The 15,967-nt window shown below is 64.8% G+C and carries 18 protein-coding genes; 11 read left to right on the plus strand and 7 right to left on the minus strand.

Annotation, left to right across the window (positions count from 1 at the left end; all coding sequences use genetic code 11):
• Positions 1-69 precede the first annotated feature (69 nt).
• Positions 70-891 carry an ATPase gene (locus L6D64_RS06580; protein ID WP_176508349.1) on the plus strand — a complete coding sequence of 274 codons (822 nt, stop codon included), beginning with the start codon at positions 70-72 and terminating at the stop codon, positions 889-891.
• A 39-nt stretch (positions 892-930) separates the two neighbouring features.
• Here the strand turns inward: L6D64_RS06580 and L6D64_RS06585 are convergent, their stop codons facing one another.
• Positions 931-1,980 (minus strand): alkene reductase, encoded by a 1,050-nt coding sequence (locus L6D64_RS06585; protein ID WP_176508350.1) that lies wholly within the window; start codon positions 1,978-1,980, stop codon positions 931-933.
• Between the two features lie 17 nt (positions 1,981-1,997).
• Positions 1,998-2,300 (minus strand): ArsR/SmtB family transcription factor, encoded by a 303-nt coding sequence (locus L6D64_RS06590; protein WP_054885082.1) that lies wholly within the window; start codon positions 2,298-2,300, stop codon positions 1,998-2,000.
• A gap of 152 nt (positions 2,301-2,452) precedes the next feature.
• On the opposite strand from L6D64_RS06590, the gene L6D64_RS06595 reads away from it, so the two are divergent.
• A complete protein-coding gene (locus L6D64_RS06595) occupies positions 2,453-3,028 on the plus strand; it encodes an acyl carrier protein phosphodiesterase (RefSeq protein WP_176508351.1) in 576 nt (191 codons plus the stop codon).
• A gap of 82 nt (positions 3,029-3,110) precedes the next feature.
• On the opposite strand, the gene L6D64_RS06600 is transcribed toward L6D64_RS06595, so the two are convergent.
• Both L6D64_RS06600 and olsB read right to left on the minus strand, forming a co-directional pair.
• Entirely contained in the window at positions 3,111-3,899 is a 789-nt protein-coding gene (locus L6D64_RS06600) for a lysophospholipid acyltransferase family protein (RefSeq protein WP_176508352.1), read from the minus strand.
• Positions 3,899-4,654, minus strand: coding sequence for an L-ornithine N(alpha)-acyltransferase (gene olsB / locus L6D64_RS06605; protein WP_054885079.1), 756 nt, complete (start codon positions 4,652-4,654; stop codon positions 3,899-3,901). The genes L6D64_RS06600 and olsB overlap by 1 nt, the downstream gene beginning before the upstream one ends.
• 147 nt (positions 4,655-4,801) lie before the next feature.
• Between olsB and L6D64_RS06610 the strand changes: the two genes are divergently transcribed.
• From L6D64_RS06610 to L6D64_RS06635, 6 genes are all read left to right on the plus strand, one after another.
• Positions 4,802-5,689: an acyl-CoA dehydrogenase middle domain-containing protein gene (locus L6D64_RS06610; RefSeq protein WP_176508353.1), complete on the plus strand. Its 888-nt coding sequence runs from the start codon at positions 4,802-4,804 to the stop codon at positions 5,687-5,689.
• A 67-nt stretch (positions 5,690-5,756) separates the two neighbouring features.
• Entirely contained in the window at positions 5,757-6,836 is a 1,080-nt protein-coding gene (locus L6D64_RS06615; protein ID WP_176508354.1) for a serine hydrolase domain-containing protein, read from the plus strand.
• Positions 6,833-7,129: an amidase gene (locus L6D64_RS06620; protein ID WP_176508355.1), complete on the plus strand. Its 297-nt coding sequence runs from the start codon at positions 6,833-6,835 to the stop codon at positions 7,127-7,129. The genes L6D64_RS06615 and L6D64_RS06620 overlap by 4 nt, the downstream gene beginning before the upstream one ends.
• A gap of 44 nt (positions 7,130-7,173) precedes the next feature.
• On the plus strand, positions 7,174-7,755 hold the full coding sequence (locus L6D64_RS06625; RefSeq protein ID WP_176508356.1) for a YceI family protein: 582 nt from the start codon (positions 7,174-7,176) through the stop codon (positions 7,753-7,755).
• A 1-nt stretch (position 7,756) separates the two neighbouring features.
• The gene (locus L6D64_RS06630) at positions 7,757-8,914 is read left to right on the plus strand and encodes a phospholipase D-like domain-containing protein (RefSeq protein ID WP_176508357.1); all 1,158 of its coding nucleotides are present in this window, start codon (positions 7,757-7,759) and stop codon (positions 8,912-8,914) included.
• A gap of 50 nt (positions 8,915-8,964) precedes the next feature.
• Positions 8,965-9,543: a DJ-1/PfpI family protein gene (locus L6D64_RS06635; protein WP_176508358.1), complete on the plus strand. Its 579-nt coding sequence runs from the start codon at positions 8,965-8,967 to the stop codon at positions 9,541-9,543.
• On the opposite strand, the gene L6D64_RS06640 is transcribed toward L6D64_RS06635, so the two are convergent.
• The gene (locus L6D64_RS06640) at positions 9,540-9,938 is read right to left on the minus strand and encodes a nuclear transport factor 2 family protein (protein WP_054885072.1); all 399 of its coding nucleotides are present in this window, start codon (positions 9,936-9,938) and stop codon (positions 9,540-9,542) included. The two genes, L6D64_RS06635 and L6D64_RS06640, sit on opposite strands and share 4 nt — an antisense overlap.
• 115 nt (positions 9,939-10,053) lie before the next feature.
• Here L6D64_RS06640 and L6D64_RS06645 point away from each other — a divergent pair, with 115 nt between their 5' ends.
• Positions 10,054-10,644, plus strand: a complete 591-nt coding sequence (locus L6D64_RS06645) for a GNAT family N-acetyltransferase (protein ID WP_176508359.1) — start codon at positions 10,054-10,056, stop codon at positions 10,642-10,644.
• A complete protein-coding gene (locus L6D64_RS06650; protein WP_176508360.1) occupies positions 10,641-11,513 on the plus strand; it encodes a carbon-nitrogen hydrolase family protein in 873 nt (290 codons plus the stop codon). Before L6D64_RS06645 ends, L6D64_RS06650 begins: the two co-directional genes overlap by 4 nt.
• A 43-nt stretch (positions 11,514-11,556) precedes the next feature.
• Here the strand turns inward: L6D64_RS06650 and L6D64_RS06655 are convergent, their stop codons facing one another.
• Positions 11,557-13,080, minus strand: coding sequence for a fumarate hydratase (locus L6D64_RS06655; protein WP_176508361.1), 1,524 nt, complete (start codon positions 13,078-13,080; stop codon positions 11,557-11,559).
• Positions 13,081-13,330: 250 nt separating this feature from the next.
• Between L6D64_RS06655 and L6D64_RS06660 the strand changes: the two genes are divergently transcribed.
• Complete coding sequence (locus L6D64_RS06660; protein ID WP_176508362.1) at positions 13,331-14,251, plus strand: iron-sulfur-binding ferredoxin reductase; 921 nt, start codon at positions 13,331-13,333, stop codon at positions 14,249-14,251.
• Positions 14,252-14,360: 109 nt separating this feature from the next.
• Here L6D64_RS06660 and pyk read toward each other — a convergent pair whose 3' ends face one another.
• Positions 14,361-15,815 carry a pyruvate kinase gene (pyk, locus tag L6D64_RS06665; RefSeq protein WP_176505934.1) on the minus strand — a complete coding sequence of 485 codons (1,455 nt, stop codon included), beginning with the start codon at positions 15,813-15,815 and terminating at the stop codon, positions 14,361-14,363.
• Positions 15,816-15,967 lie beyond the last annotated feature (152 nt).

The raw sequence follows: 15,967 nt of genomic DNA on the forward strand, positions 1-15,967 counted from the left end.
GGTCATCAGTGCGCCGTACGAGCGGTTTATACTCATGTCTCTTTGCTACCACCGCGGTTGAAGCCACCTATGCGTAACGATGCCCACGACGATTTCGATGATGTGCCCACCTTGCGGGCGGGTACCCCCGATGACGACGAGTTGCTGCCCGCGCACGTCTCGCGCAGCCGCCAAAAGGCTGCCAGGCCCGCCAGCAATGGGCCACTGTGGGCATTGCTGGGCGCGTCGTTCATCGCTTTGGCAGGGCTGGGCTGGTGGAGCTTTCAGCAGATTTCGCTGATGGAGCAGCAACTGGTGGCCACCCAGGAAAGCTTCGCGCGGATCAGCGAAGAAGCTGCCGGGCGTTTGCAGGCCATCAGCGGCAAGGTCGAGGCCAGCGAGTCATCGACTGCCACCGGCAGTGAAGCATTGAAGCTGCAGATCCGTCAGTTGCAGGCCAGCCTGGCCGAGCAGGGCAAGCAGCAGCAAGGTGTGGCCGGGCAGGCGGGTGACCTGGGCAAGCGCCTGGAGCAGGTGCTGGCCGATACCCGTGAGCAGCAGAAAGCGGTGACCGAGCTGCAGACGCAACTGCAGGCCCAGTTGAAGGCCGTGAATGCGGAGTTGGCGGCGCTGAAGTCGGGGCAAGTGGATGGCGGCAAGCTCGATGGCCAACTGAAGAGCCTGAGCGATGAAGTGGCCGCATTGAAAAAGCAGGGCAACCAGAAGGCTGCAGTGGAAAGCCTGGAGCAGGATGTGCTGGTGCTCAAGACCCAGATGGAAAACCGCACGGCGTCATCGAGTGGGGCGACGGTGCAGGAGTTCGATGCGTTCCGCGGGCAGACCACGCGCAACTTGAATACCCTGCAGAGTCAGATTCAGAACCTGCAGCAGCAGATCAATTCCCGGCCTTGAACCTGCAGGGGGCCGCAAAGCGGCCCCCGACGAGCTCGGTTACAGGCGCGGATAGTCGATGTAGCCCACCGGCCCTTTGCCATAGAACGTCTCCGGATGTGCCTCGTTCAGCGGAGCATCCGCCGCCAGCCGCGCCGGCAGGTCCGGGTTTGCTATGAACGGCACGCCGAACGCCACCGCATCGGCCTTGCCCGCCGCCAAGGCAGCGTTGGCGCTGGCCTTGTCGAAGCGTTCGTTGACGATATAGGGGCCACCGAATGCCGCCTTGATCAGCGGGCCGATGCTGTCGTCGGCCTCCTTCTCCCGCGAGCAGATAAAGGCAATGCCGCGTTTACCCAGTTCGCGCGCCACGTAGGTGAAGGTCTCGGCGCGGTCGGCATCGCCCATGTCATGGGCATCGGCACGTGGTGCCAAGTGCACGCCGACGCGACCTGGGCCCCACACGTCGATAGCCGCATCGGTCACTTCCAGCAGCAACCGCGCACGATTTTCCAGCGAGCCGCCGTACTGGTCGGTACGCTGGTTGGTGCTGCTCTGCAGGAACTGGTCCAGCAGGTAGCCATTGGCGCCGTGGATTTCCACGCCGTCGAAACCGGCGGCCTTGGCGTTCTCGGCAGCGCTGCGGTAGGCCTCGACGATGTCGGCGATCTCTTCGGTTTCCAGGGCGCGCGGGGTCGGGTAGTCGCTCAGCGGGCGCACCAGGCTGACGTGCCCTTTGGGCTGGATCGCGCTGGGCGCTACGGGCAGCTCCCCATTGAGGTAGCTAGGGTGGGAGATACGGCCAACGTGCCACAGCTGCAGGAAAATGCGCCCGCCAGCGCCGTGCACGGCCTGGGTGACGTTATGCCAGCCGCGCACCTGCTGGTCGTTCCAGATGCCGGGCGTGTCGGGGTAGCCGACGCCCATCGCGCTGACCGATGTCGCCTCGCTGAGAATCAGGCCGGCACTGGCGCGCTGTACGTAGTATTCGGCCATCAGCGCATTGGGCACGCGGCCTTCGTCGGCGCGGCAGCGGGTCAGCGGGGCCATGATGATGCGGTTGGGCAGTTGTACGTCGCCCAGTTGGATTGGATCGAAAAGCGTGGTCATAACGGTTACCTGCCTTGTCAAAGCGCTTGGCGCAGTTGTTCGAGGAACGCCTCGATGGTGGCTTCGTTGCGTTTGAAGAAGTGCCACTGGCCGACCTTCTGGCTGCTGATCAGGCCGGCCCGTTGCAAGGTGGCCAGGTGGGCAGAGACGGTCGACTGCGACAGCCCGCAGCGCTGGTCGATCTGCCCGGCACAGACACCGTTCTCGGTGCTGTGGTACTGGTCGGGAAACTGCGTTGCCGGGTCTTTCAGCCAGCTGAGGATTTCTCGCCTGACCGGATGGGCCAGTGCTTTTATGATTTCGTCGAGATCGAGTGGCATGGGTGGAGGCTCGTGCTGTAGCGGTATATCGCGATAGGGCGAAACTAACATCGTTATTTCGCGATATACAAATATGAAGAAGTTCTGAGCTGAGCGCGAATCGCTATATCGCGTTATAACGATATATGTGCCGGCAGTGCTAGACTGCGCCCATGAACTACCTCGCACACCTGCACCTGGGCGGCCCGGCGCCGCAGCAACTGCTTGGCAGCCTGTATGGCGACTTCGTCAAAGGCTCGCTGGAGGGGCGCTTTCCGCCTGCGCTGGAGGCGGCCATCCGGCTGCATCGGCATATCGACAGTTACACCGACCAGCATCCGGTGGTGCTGGCGGCAATGGCGCGCTTCCCACGGGAGCGGCGGCGTTTTGCCGGGATCGTCATGGATGTGTTTTTCGACCATTGCCTGGCGCGGCACTGGGGGGATTACGCCGAGCAGCCGCTGGGGCAGTTCACCCGAGATTTTTACCGGGTGCTGCTCGCCGAGCCCGAACTGCCAGGGCGGCTGGCACGGATTGCGCCGTTCATGGCGGCGGACGACTGGCTGGGGGCGTATGGCGATTTCGCCACGCTGGAGCAGGTATTCAACGGCATTGCCCGGCGCTTGTCGCGGCCTGAAGGCATGGCTGGGGTGATGGATGAGCTGGAGCGGTTGTATGAGCCGTTGCTGGCGGATTTTCGCGAGTTTTACCCACAGCTGCAGGCGTTTGCGGCGGCAGGGAGGGCATGACCTCAGCGCTTTGGCGTCTGTTGGATCGAGCGCCGCCCGTGCGGCGCTCGATCTCGCATTCCACGCTGCTCCAACGTCAGGTTCACGCAGCCCGCGCTTGACGCCGTGGCACTACCGCCACTTCCTCAGCCCCGAACAACGCCATGTGAATCGCCTGCTGCGCCTGAAACGCCAGCGCCGCACGTTCCTTCCCGCCACTGCCAATTGGCTTCAGCAAGTGAATGCACACCTCACCCCGAGGCTCGGCAAACAAGCGCAGCAAGTGCGAAACCAGATCATCGTCACCAATGAACGGCGCAACCGGGTCCGCTTCGCCATGGCGTAGGTACTGAATGGCCACCGGCTGCACAGCCACACCTCGATCGATGGCTCCGGCCAGCAAGCGGCCGTGGAAAGTGCGCAATTGGCGCCCGTCGGTGGTGGTGCCTTCGGGAAAGATCAGCAGCGGCCGTGCCTGGCCCAGTTGCTCGCCGATCTGTTGGCGCAGGCGTTGGCCGTCGCCGCCACCGCGGCGGATGAACAGCGTGCCGGCCTTTTCCGCCAGCCAGCCGGCCACCGGCCAGTGACGCACTTCGGCCTTGGACAGGAACGACAGCGGCAGCAGCATGCCGAGCAGGGGAATGTCGGTCCAGGAAACGTGGTTGCTGACCCACAACATCGGCTGTTGCGGCAGCTCACCGATTACCCGTACCTCGAAGGGCAAGGCGGCGACCAGGCGTTTCATGAACCAGCAGGACCAGCGCTGGCGAAGGTCGATCGAGGCCTTGATGCCCAAGCGTTCGCCCACGGCAATGACACCGGCCATGAGCATGCCCAGCGACAACACCAGCAGCAGCCGCGAGAGGCGGGCGACTACCCGCAGGCCAGGCATCAGACCGCTGCCTTGAAGTGGCGGGCGTAGCGCGGGCAGAGGTCGTCGCGCTTGAGCAGGATGAACACGTCGGCGACCTGGAAATCCTCGTCCCAGCACGGCTCGCCGCAAATTTTTGCGCCCAGGCGCATGTAGGCCTTGAGCAGTGGCGGCATTTCAGCGATGACGTTGTTCGGCAGGGCCAGGCTGGGCAGCGGGTTCTTCGGCACGGCACGCAGGTGCTCGGTGCACAGGTAGCGCTCGCGCAGGCGCTGCATGACCGCGTGGGCTTGCATGCCGCCGTCCTGCATGGGGATGCTGGCGCAGCCCATCAGGTAGCTGTAGCGCCCCTCGTTGAGCACCTCCGCCAGCTCACCCCAAAGCACGGCGATGGTGCCGCCGTTGCGGTAGTTGGCGGCGACGCAGGTGCGGCCGAGTTCGAGAATCGGGCCCTGCAGTTGCAGCAGGCCGTGCAGGCTGAATTCTTCTTCGCTGTAGAAACGCCCCAGGCTGCTGGCTGCCTGGTGGTCGAGCAGGCGCGTGGTGGCCACCAACTCGCCAGTGCTCAGGTCGCGCACGCCGATGTGGCGGCAGTGTACGTCGTAGTCATCCATATCCAGGCCCAGTTCGGCGCCTTTGAGCTTGGCCTTGAACTCCGCGCTGAACACCTTGTAGCGCAGGGCCTGGGCTTCCTGCAGGGCCGCAGCGCCGACCAGGCGTTCGGCTTGCAGACGGCGTTCAGTGCTGTTGTCGCCAGAGTGAGCGATCCGAGTCATTACGAGTCTCCATAAGCCAGCCATGAAAGGTTGCGGCCGGTCGGCTTTGTTGTGCAAAGTCAGCCTAGGTAGGCGCGGTGTCACCCCCGTGAACCTTTGGTGATGCTTGCATGACACACCCCGACAGCCCCCGTGAAGGAGCGCCCGATGGCTTGGTTGCAACGACTCAACGACCCCCTCCGCCAGCCCCTTGCCGGCACTTTGGGCGAGGCCTATGCCGCGCAGCTCGAACGCCTTGGCGCGGTAGCCCCGTTCGAACTGGCGGTGCTGGGCGGCCGCGCCATGGCCACGCCGGGCCTGGCGTTCCTCATCGGTTACCAGGCTGCCTTGCGCGTGCTCTGGCCCAGTGCACCGGCCAGCCTGGGTGCGCTGTGCGCCACCGAGCGGCGTAGCGTGCGCCCGGCAGACATGCATACCCGGCTGGTCGGTTTGCGCCTCAATGGCGCCAAGGATTTCGTCACCGCCGGCCTGGATGCCGAGTGGCTGCTGGTGGCCGCACGCAGCGAAGCGCTGGGTGAAGCGCCGCGCTTGAGTCTGGCGGTGGTCTACCCGGGGGAGGCCGGGGTTACGCTGGACGCATTGCCGACCCTGCCGCTGATGCCCGAAGTCGGGCATGGTCGCCTGCACTTGCAGGACGCGGCGTGCGAGCTGCTGGCTGGCGATGGCTGGGACGCTTACGTCAAACCGTTCCGCTCGCTGGAAGACTTGTACGTGCTCGCGGCGCTGACCGCCTGGCTTTACGGGGTAGGGCAAGAGTGTGGCTGGCCGCAGGAGCTGCGCCTGCGTCTACTGGCGCTGTTGGCGGCATGCGCCGAGGGTAGCCGACAGTGCCCTGACAGCGTCGGCTGCCACCTGCTGCTGGGGGGATTGTTTTCGCAGTTTCAGGAGCTGCGCGGGGCAGTCGACAAGGCGCTGCTGGCAGGGCCGGAGCAGTGGGCGCAACTTTGGCAGCGCGATCAGGGGGTGCTGGCACTGGCCACTGCGGCGCGCGAAAAGCGCCTGGCCAAGGCCTGGTTGGCAGCAGGGCTGTCATGAAAGCCTGAAAAACTGGGCGATCTTTCAGATCCCGGGGCCGCTTCGCAGCCCCCCTTGGGCGATAACGATGAAAGCACTGCTTCTGAGCCTTGCATTAACTGTGTGCCCCGCCTGGGCCGAGGTCTGGCCGGAACCGGACTGGCCAGTCGACGACACTGCCCTCGACTGGCAGGCCGTCGATGCCTACGCTTTCCCGGAGGGCAACGCCAGCGAGCGCAGCGGCATCCGCACCGACGCCTTGTTGATCATCCGTGACGGTCGCATCCTCCACGAACGCTACACCGCCCCCACCACCGCCAATACCGCGCACCTGACCTGGTCGGTCAGCAAGAGCGTGCTGGCCACCGTGCTCGGCGTGGCCCAGGGTGAAGGCCGCTTTCAGCTGCACGACCCGGCCGCACGCTTCTACCCGCCGATGCAGGCCCACCCTGATGTGCAGCTGGCCGACCTGCTGCACTGGGCCAGCGGCCTGGAGTGGCAGGAAGACTACGAGTACGCACCGCTGAAGTCTTCGGTGGTGGCCATGCTCTATACCCGCGGGCGCGACGACATGGCGGCCTATGCCGCTGCCCGCGCCAGTGCCGAAAAGCCTGGCCGGCGCTTTCTCTACTCCAGCGGCGACAGCAACGTGCTGGCTGCCACACTGCGCGGCATGCTCGATGCCAGTACCTATGCCGGCTACCCCTGGCAAGCGCTGTTCACCCCGTTGGGCATCGGCAGCGCGGTGTGGGAGCGTGATGGCGCGGGCACGTTCGTCGGCTCCTCTTACCTCTACCTCAGTGCCCGCGACCTGGCGCGCATCGGTTTGTTGATGCAACGCGATGGTCGCTGGCAAGGGCACCCGCTGTTGCCAGCAAGCTGGGTTGCGTTCAACCGCACAGCGTTCACCCAGGCCGCCGCAGTAGCCGGTGAACCCACCCCGGGCGGCCACTGGTGGCTCAACCTGCCACTGCCAGGAAGCCCGACACCGTGGCCCGACGCCCCGACCGATACCTATGCGGCGCTCGGCCACTGGGGCCAGGCGTTGTATATCGTGCCGTCGCAGAAGCTGGTGATCGTGCGCTATGCCGATGACCGCGACGGCAGCTACCGCCATAACGAACTGCTCAAGCGGGTGCTCGCAGCCCTGACCAGGGAGGGCGCATGAAGCGCGTGCTGTTGCTGACGATCGTCGCCTTGCTTGGCTGGGCATGGCTGGAGCGCCAGGCATTGGCGGACTTCCCGGGCATCCTTTCGGCCTATTCGGCCAAGGAGTACTGCTCGTGCCGCTTCGTGATGGGCTTCGACGAAGCCTATTGCCGGGGATATGTGAAGCAATGGTTGCCCCTGAGCCGGCTGGAGGAAGACGGCCCACAACGGCGTGTCCGCGCCGAAGGCCTTGGCCAGCGCAACCAGGCGGCCTGGCAGGGCGCGCAGGCGGGCTGCCGCTTGCTGCCATGAGGACGGGCGGGTAAGGTTGGCGGTCAAGTTTCACGAGACCTGCCATGTTCAAGCTGCCCCGTATCCTGCCTGCCCTGCTGCTGGCTTTGTGCCTGCCCGCCCACGCCAACTGGCACCTCGATGGCGAGTCCTCACGCCTGTCGTTCGTCACCGGCAAGAACGGTGACACTGCCGAGGTGCATCGCTTCCTGGTCTTGCACGGCAGCGTCGACCGCAAAGGTGCGGCAGCGCTGCGTATCGAGATGGACTCGGTGAGCAGCGGCATCCCGCTGCGTGACGAGCAGATGCGCGACAAGCTGTTCGAGGTGCAGCGCTTCGCCGAGGCGAACGTGAAGGCGCAGATCGACCTGCGGCCGATCAACGACCTGGCCGATGGCGCACAAATCGAGCTGCGCCTGCCGCTGACGGTCACCCTGCATGGCCAGTCGCACAGTTACAACGCGCTGTTGCTGGCCACTCGCCTGGATGAGCGGCGCTTTCAGGTGGTGACCCTCGAACCGCTGGTGTTGCGGGCCTCGGACTTCGGCCTGCTGCCGGGGCTGGAAAGCCTGCGCACGTTCGCCAAGCTGAAATCCATCAACCCGTCGGTACCGGTCAATGCGGTACTGATCTTCAACGCCCGCTGACATGTCGGGGCCGGTCTTCCCATGGCGGGGTGGCAATCAGTTCGAACTGCTGATCGACGGCCCCGAGTTCTTTCCGCGCATGCTCCAGGCGATCATGCGCGCCGAGTTCCAGGTCGACCTCGAACTGTATCTGGTCGAGGCGGGTGCGTGTGCCGAGGCTGTGGTGGAGGCGCTGGAGCAGGTGGCTTTGCGTGGGGTACGCGTGCGCTGCCTGTTCGATGACTATGGCTCGCTGGCCTTTACCGCAGCGTTGCGCCAGCGCCTGGTGGAAGCCGGGGTGTACTTGCGCTGCTATAACCGACTGCGCTGGAAGCGGGGTTTTCGCAACCTGTACCGCGACCATCGCAAGCTCTTGCTGGTGGACGAACGTTGGGCGGTGGTGGGCGGCACGGGCGTTACCGACGAGTTCTGGACGCCAGGTGAGCCGGCCAGTGCCTGGCACGAAGTGATGGTGCAGATGCAAGGGCCAGTGGTGAGCGACTGGCAGTTGCTGTTCGATCGCCAGTGGCAAGCCAACAACCGCCGCACCGCCTGGCGCCCGGCTGAAGGCTTTGGCCTGCCGCGCCTGCCCAAGGTGCCGGCGCAGGGCCAAGGCATGGGTCGCGTGGCCTATGCCGACGCCCGTCAGCACCAGGACATCCTGCATTCGCTGGTGCGGGCGATCAACAGTGGCAAACAGCGGGTGTGGCTGGCCACGCCCTATTTCCTGCCGACCTGGAGCGTGCGCCGGTCGTTGCGCCGCGCCGCCAGCAAGGGCGTCGATGTGCGGCTGCTGCTGACCGGGCCACGCACCGACCACCCTTCTGTGCGTTATGCCGGGCATCGCTATTACCCCCGCTTGTTGCGCGCCGGGGTGCGCATCTACGAATACCAGCCGTGCTTCCTGCACCTGAAGATGGTACTGATCGACGACTGGGTCAGTATTGGCTCGTGCAATTTCGACCACTGGAACCTGCGCTTCAACCTGGAGGCCAACATCGAGGCCCTGGACCCGCCGTTGACGGCTGCCGTGCAGGCCAGCTTCGAGCGCGATTTCGCCTTGAGCGAGGTGGTCGACCTTCACCACTGGCATGCCCGCCGGCTGTGGCGACGGGTGAAGCAGCGCATATGGGGCTGGCTGGACCGACTGGTGGTCAACTTGCTCGACCGGCGCGACTGAGAGCGGCTATCGTGCAGTGACTGTCCAAGGCAATCGAAGGAGTGGGTGCGATGACGGCCAAGAAGATTCTCATGCTGGTGGGCGACTATGTCGAAGACTACGAGGCCATGGTGCCGTTCCAGGCACTGAGCATGGTCGGCCACACGGTGCATGCGGTGTGCCCGGAGAAGGTCGCGGGGCAGACCGTGCGCACGGCGATTCATGATTTCGAAGGCGAGCAGACCTACAGCGAAAAGCCCGGGCACAATTTTGCCCTCAACTATGATTTCGTGCGGGTGCGGGCCGAGGGTTACGACGCGTTGCTGATCCCGGGTGGCCGTGCGCCGGAATACCTGCGCCTGGACGAGAAGGTGCTGGAACTGGTGCGGGCGTTCGACCAGGCGGGCAAGCCGATTGCCGCAGTGTGCCATGGCGCGCAGTTGCTGGCGGCAGCGGGTGTGCTGGAAGGGCGCCAGTGCAGTGCCTATCCGGCCTGTGCGCCGGAAGTACGCCTGGCCGGTGGCACGTTCATCGATATCGCGGTGGACCAGGCGCACGTCGATGGCAACCTGGTGACCGCGCCGGCGTGGCCGGCGCACCCGGCATGGCTGGCCGCTTTCCTCAAGGTACTGGGCACCCGTATCGCTTAACCGACTTGCTCGACCCAGTCGTTGAGGTTGTAGTAATTGGTCACCCGGGCAATCTTGCCGCAGTGAATGTAGAAGAAGGCCCCCGCCGGCAGCACGTAGGTCTGGCCATTGGCTGCCGGCAGCCCTTCGTCGTCGGCCAGGTATTGGCCATGCACGGTGAACTCCGCAGCCGCCCGGCTGCCGTCGGCGTTCTGCATCACCACGATGTCGGCCAGGCGCTCGCGGTAGCAGCGGTTCATCTTGTCCATGAACGCAGCGAACCTGGCTTTGCCCATCTGCCGCTCGCCCTGGTTGATGTCGTGGATCACGTCTTCGCTGAGCAGTGCCAGGAAGGCAGGCATGTCGCCAGCATTGAAGGCGGCGTAGTAAGCATTTACCAGTTCGGTAGCGGTCATGGAACAATACCTGTCGTGTAGGGAAAAGGCGGTGCGTTGGCTCGGATGATAGGGTTTCCCCTCAAGCCCGGCTTAGCCGAGCGCGTCATCCACATCGACAAAACGACCGCCAAGCATGGAAATACGCCTGTTGCACGGCGCCGCTATCGCGCCTTACATCGATGACCTCGCTCGCCTGCGCCTGACCGTGTTTCGCGAGTTTCCCTACCTCTACGACGGTACCCCGGAGTACGAGGCCGACTACCTGGCCAGCTATGCCCGTTCCGGGCGCAGCCTGGTGGTGCTGGCCCTGGATGACGGCCAGGTCATTGGCGCCTCGACCGCCCTGCCGCTGGTGGACGTAGCCCCGGAGTTCCAGCAGCCGTTCCTGGCCCTGGGGCGCGATCCGGCGAGTGTCTACTACTTCGGCGAGTCGCTGGTGCTGCCCGAATACCGTGGCCGCGGCCTGGGCGTGCGCTTCTTCATCGAGCGCGAATCCTATGCTCACAAGCTGGCCGAGTTCGACTTCTGCGCGTTCTGTGCCGTCGAGCGACCGGGAGGACACCCGCGTCGGCCTGCGGATTACAAGCCGCTGCATGGGTTCTGGCGCAATCGTGGCTTCCTGCACGACCCCTCCCTGCGCACCCGTTATGCCTGGCGTGACCTGGACGAGCAGGAAAGCTCGGAAAAGATCCTGTCGTTCTGGACCAAGGAGCTGCCGATTTGATCTGTCTCGCAGCCTGCCAGTACGCCATCGAGTTGCATGAAACCTGGGATGCCTATGCCGACCATCTGCAGGCGTTGTGCGCGGAGGCGGTGGAAGCGGGCGCCCGGTTGCTGCTGTTGCCGGAATACGCCGGGCTGGTACTCAGCGGCCAGTTGCCGACCGAGCAGCGGGGTCATCTCCAGGCTTCGATCGCCGGCATCCAGCCGCTCATCGAGCCGTGGCTGGCGCTGTGCGAAGGGATTGCCAGGCGCTGGGGCGTCTACCTGCAGCCGGGCAGCTTGCCGGTGCTCGACCTTGATGGGCAGTACCGTAATCGGGCCTGGCTGTTCGGTCCCAAGGGCAAACTCGGTTATCAGGACAAGCTGATGATGACCCGCTTCGAGCGGGAGCAGTGGGGCATTGCCGCCGGAGAGGGGCTGCAGGTGTTCGACACTGATCTTGGGCGCCTGGGCATCCTGATCTGTTACGACAACGAGTTCCCGATGCTGGCGCGGCGCCTGGCCGAAGGGGGTGCCGACCTGATCCTGGCGCCGAGCTGTACCGACACCGAGGCGGGTTACCACCGGGTGCGCATTGGCGCACAGGCGCGGGCATTGGAAAACCAGGTAGCCGTGTTGCAAAGCTCGACGGTAGGGGTGGCGCCCTGGTCACCGGCACTGGATGAGAACATTGGCCGGGCTGGGCTGTTCGTTCCGCCGGATCACGGGATGCCGGGGGACGGCGTGGTCGCGTTGAGCGAGACGTTGAGCCCGCAGAGCAGCCGGTGGATGGTGTGTGAGGTGGATCTTGAGCAAGTGCGGCGAGTGAGGCGGGAAGGGCAGGTGTTTACCCGCAGGGACTGGCCGGAGCAGTTCGAGAGGCTGCTGTGAGAGCGGCGTTGCCCGCGTAGCAGGCGACGCCACTGCATCAGGTTTACTTCACTTCGACGGCCAGGCTCTGGGCAATCTTGCTCTGCCACAGGGCAGGGCCAGTGATGTGTACCGACTCACCGTTGCTGTCGACAGCGACGGTCACCGGCATGTCCTTGACTTCGAACTCGTAGATCGCTTCCATGCCCAGTTCGGCAAAGGCCAGGACCTTCGACTTGCGGATGGCCTGGGCCACCAGGTAGGCAGCGCCACCAACGGCCATCAGGTACACGGCCTTGTTGTCCTTGATCGCTTCGATCGCGGTCGGGCCACGCTCGGACTTGCCGATCATGCCCAGCAGACCGGTCTGCTCAAGGATCTGGCGGGTGAACTTGTCCATGCGGGTAGCGGTGGTCGGGCCAGCTGGGCCTACCACTTCGTCACCGACTGGATCGACCGGGCCGACGTAGTAGATGAAGCGGCCCTTGAGGTCGACCGGCAGTTGTTCACCGCGGTTGAGCATCTCGACCATGCGCTTGTGGGCCGCATCGCGACCGGTGAGCATCTTGCCGTTGAGCAGGATGGTCTCGCCCGGTTTCCAGCTGGCGACTTCTTCCGGGGTGATGTCGTCGAGGTTGACGCGACGGGCGCTTGGGCCGGCTTCCCAGACGATTTCCGGGTAGGCGTCCAGCGACGGCGCTTCCAGCTCGGCCGGGCCGTTGCCGTCGAGCACGAAGTGGGCGTGACGGGTGGCGGCGCAGTTCGGGATCATGCACACCGGCAGCGAGGCGGCGTGAGTCGGGTAGTCCATGATCTTCACGTCGAGCACGGTGGTCAGGCCGCCCAGGCCCTGGGCACCGATGCCCAGCTGGTTGACCTTGTCGAACAGCTCCAGGCGGATCTCTTCGAGGCGGTTTTGCGGGCCACGGGCTTTCAGTTCGTGGATGTCGATGGACTCCATCAACACTTCCTTGGCCATGACCGCAGCCTTCTCGGCGGTACCGCCGATGCCGATGCCGAGCATGCCAGGCGGGCACCAGCCAGCGCCCATGGTCGGAACGGTCTTCAGCACCCAGTCGACGATCGAGTCGGACGGGTTGAGCATGGCCATCTTCGACTTGTTCTCCGAGCCGCCGCCTTTGGCTGCAACGTCCACTTCGACCTTGTCGCCAGGGACGATGGAGTAGTGGATGACGGCCGGGGTGTTGTCCTTGGTATTCTTGCGGGCACCGGCCGGGTCGGCCAGGATCGAAGCGCGCAGGACGTTTTCAGGCAGGTTGTAGGCGCGACGCACACCTTCGTTGATCATGTCGTCGACGCTCATGGTGGCGCCGTCCCAGCGCACGTCCATGCCCACGCGGATGAACACGGTCACGATACCGGTGTCCTGGCAGATCGGGCGGTGGCCAGTGGCGCACATGCGCGAGTTGATCAGGATCTGGGCGATCGAATCGCGTGCCGCAGGCGACTCTTCACGCAGGTAGGCCTCGTGCATCGCCTGGATGAAATCGACGGGGTGGTAGTACGAAATGAATTGCAGGGCGTCGGCGACGCTCTGAATCAGGTCGTCTTGCTTGATCACGGTCATGCAGCGCGCTCCTCTTAAAGACGGGAACATTCAAAAAGACGCCCGACGGTGCCGACCAGCGTGTCGAAGCGCCTTGCAAGGCGCGCCGGCAGACTGGCCGACGCAAAAGGGCGCGGCAGTATAGCGCGCCTCACCGCGCGAAACACCTGCGCGTGGTCAGGACCATGGTCGGCAGCTGGCAGGCATCCTTTTTGCTGCCGGTGCGCGCTTGGCATACAGTGACTCGATGATCGACGGAGACAGACTTACCATGCCCGAACTTTGCGTGGGCGAGCGCCGCTGGGCGGTGCCGAACGGCAGCAACCTGCTCGATGCCCTCAACGGTGCCGGGCTGAATGTGCCCTACAGCTGCCGTGCCGGCAGTTGCCACGCCTGCCTGGTGCATTGCCTGGAAGGGCAGCCGGCGGATGCCTTGCCCGAGGCCCTGGCGCTCGACAAGCATGCCCTGGGCTGGCGCCTGGCCTGCCAGTGCCAGGTGGTAGAGGACCTGCGTGTGGCCGTGTTCGACCCGCAGCAGGACGGGGTGCCGGCACAGGTGTGCGCGGTGGACTGGTCTGGCGACGTGCTGCGCGTGCGGCTGCGACCGGAGCGTGCGCTGCGTTATCAGGCGGGGCAGCATGTGGTGTTGTGGAATGGCGCTGTTGCCAGGCCTTACTCACTTGCCAGCTTGCCGGGGGATGATGACTTCCTCGAGTTTCATATCGATTGCCAGCATCCCGGTGCCTTTTGCGACAAGGCGCGTGGGCTGCAGGTGGGCGACGAGTTGCGCCTGGGCGAGTTGCGGGGCGGGGCGCTGCATTACGACCCGGACTGGCAGGCGCGGCCGCTCTGGCTGCTGGCAGCGGGCACTGGCCTGGCGCCGTTATGGGGCATCTTGCGCGAAGCGTTGCGCCAGGGGCATCAGGCGGAGATCCGGGTAGTGCATGTGGCGCGGGACAAAGCTGGGCACTACATGGCTGAGTCGCTGATGCAACTGCAGGGCGTGACGGTCGAGCTGGTACTGGCGGAGCAGATGGAGGAGGCGCTGGCGGGGTTGCGGCCGTCATCGCGGCAGACAGTGGCGCTGGTGTGCGGGGCGCCGGGGCGTGTCGAGCGGTTTGCCCGGCGGCTGTTCATTGCCGGGGTGCCGCGGGGGCAGGTGTTTGCCGATGTGTTCGTCGAGCATGCCTGAGGTGTGTGTGGTGCCTGTGCGGGCCTCATCGCGGCCTGCGTTCGCGCCTACGGGGAAATGCAATTTCCTGTAGGCGCGAACGCAGGCCGCGATGAGGCCTCAAAGGCTATCAGCCCACCAGCGGGTCACCGACGTGGAGGATCTTCATGCCGTTGGTGCCACCGATGGTGTGGTAGCTGTCACCCTTGGTCAGGATTACCCAGTCACCTTGCTCCACCAGGCCGCGCTTGAGCAGCTCGTCGACGGCCGCCTGGCTGACCTTGTCGGCCGGCAGCGAAGCCGGGTCGAAGGCAATCGGGTAGACGCCGCGGAACATGTTGGCGCGGGCCTGGGTGGCGCGGTGCGGTGACAGTGCGAAGATCGGCACGTGCGAACGCAGGCGCGACATGATCAGCGGGGTGTAACCGCTTTCGGTCAGGGCGATGATCGCCTTCACGCCCGGGAAGTGGTTGGCGGTGTAGATGGCCGCCAGGGCGATGCTTTCGTCGCAGCGCTCGAAGGTGGTGTGCAGGCGGTGGCTGGACTTCTGGCTGGTCGGGTGCTTTTCGGCACCGGAACAGATACGCGCCATGGCCTGTACGGCTTCGATCGGGTAGGCACCTGCGGCGCTCTCGGCCGACAGCATCACCGCATCGGTGTTGTCGAGTACGGCGTTGGCCACGTCGGACACTTCGGCGCGGGTCGGCATCGGGTTCTGGATCATCGACTCCATCATCTGGGTCGCGACGATCACCGCCTTGTTGTTGCGGCGGGCGTGCTGGATGATCTTCTTCTGGATGGCGATCAGCTCGGCGTCGCCGATTTCCACACCCAGGTCGCCACGGGCAACCATGACGGCGTCGGAGGCGAGGATCAGCTTGTCGAGTGTTTCATCGTCGGCAACGGCTTCGGCGCGTTCGATCTTGGCCACCAGCCAGGCACTGCCGCCAGATTCGTCACGCAGCTTGCGGGCGTATTCCATGTCGCTGGCGTCACGCGGGAACGAGACGGCCAGGTAGTCCAGGTCCATTTCCGCGGCGAGCTTGATGTCGGCCTTGTCTTTTTCGGTCAGGGCCGGAGCGGTCAGGCCGCCACCTTTGCGGTTGATGCCTTTGTGATCCGACAGCGGGCCACCGATGATCACCACGCAGTGCAGGGCATCTGCGGTGGCGGTCTCGACGCGCATGACCACACGGCCGTCGTCGAGCAGCAGTTCGTCACCGACGCCGCAGTCCTTGACCAGGTCGGGATAGTCGATACCGACGATGTCCTGGTTGCCTTCGGTCAGCGGGTGGGCGGTAGAGAACGTGAACTTGTCACCGATCTTCAGTTCGATGCGCTTGTTGGCGAACTTGGCGATGCGGATCTTCGGACCCTGCAGGTCGCCCAGCAGTGCGACATGGCGGCCGTTCTTGGCGGCGATGTCACGGATCAGGCGGGCGCGTGCCTTGTGCTCGTCCGGCGTGCCGTGGGAGAAGTTCAGGCGTGCCACGTCCAGGCCGGCGAGGATCAGCTGTTCGATCACTTCCGGCGAGTTGCTGGCGGGGCCAAGGGTGGCGACGATTTTGGTACGGCGGATGCTCATGCACAGACTCCTATAGTGAAGCGCAGCGAAAGGCTACTCCTCAATTACGCTGTAGTCATTGTTCCGTTGCACTACCTGCGGCCAATGCAGGGTGGCATTTGAACGGGCGGGAGTATCCTTGCAAAACGCTGTGAAGATTTGCCGGCAATGGC

Source organism: Pseudomonas urethralis, assembly GCF_021602465.1.
GTDB classification, from domain to species: Bacteria; Pseudomonadota; Gammaproteobacteria; order Pseudomonadales; family Pseudomonadaceae; genus Aquipseudomonas; species Aquipseudomonas vlassakiae.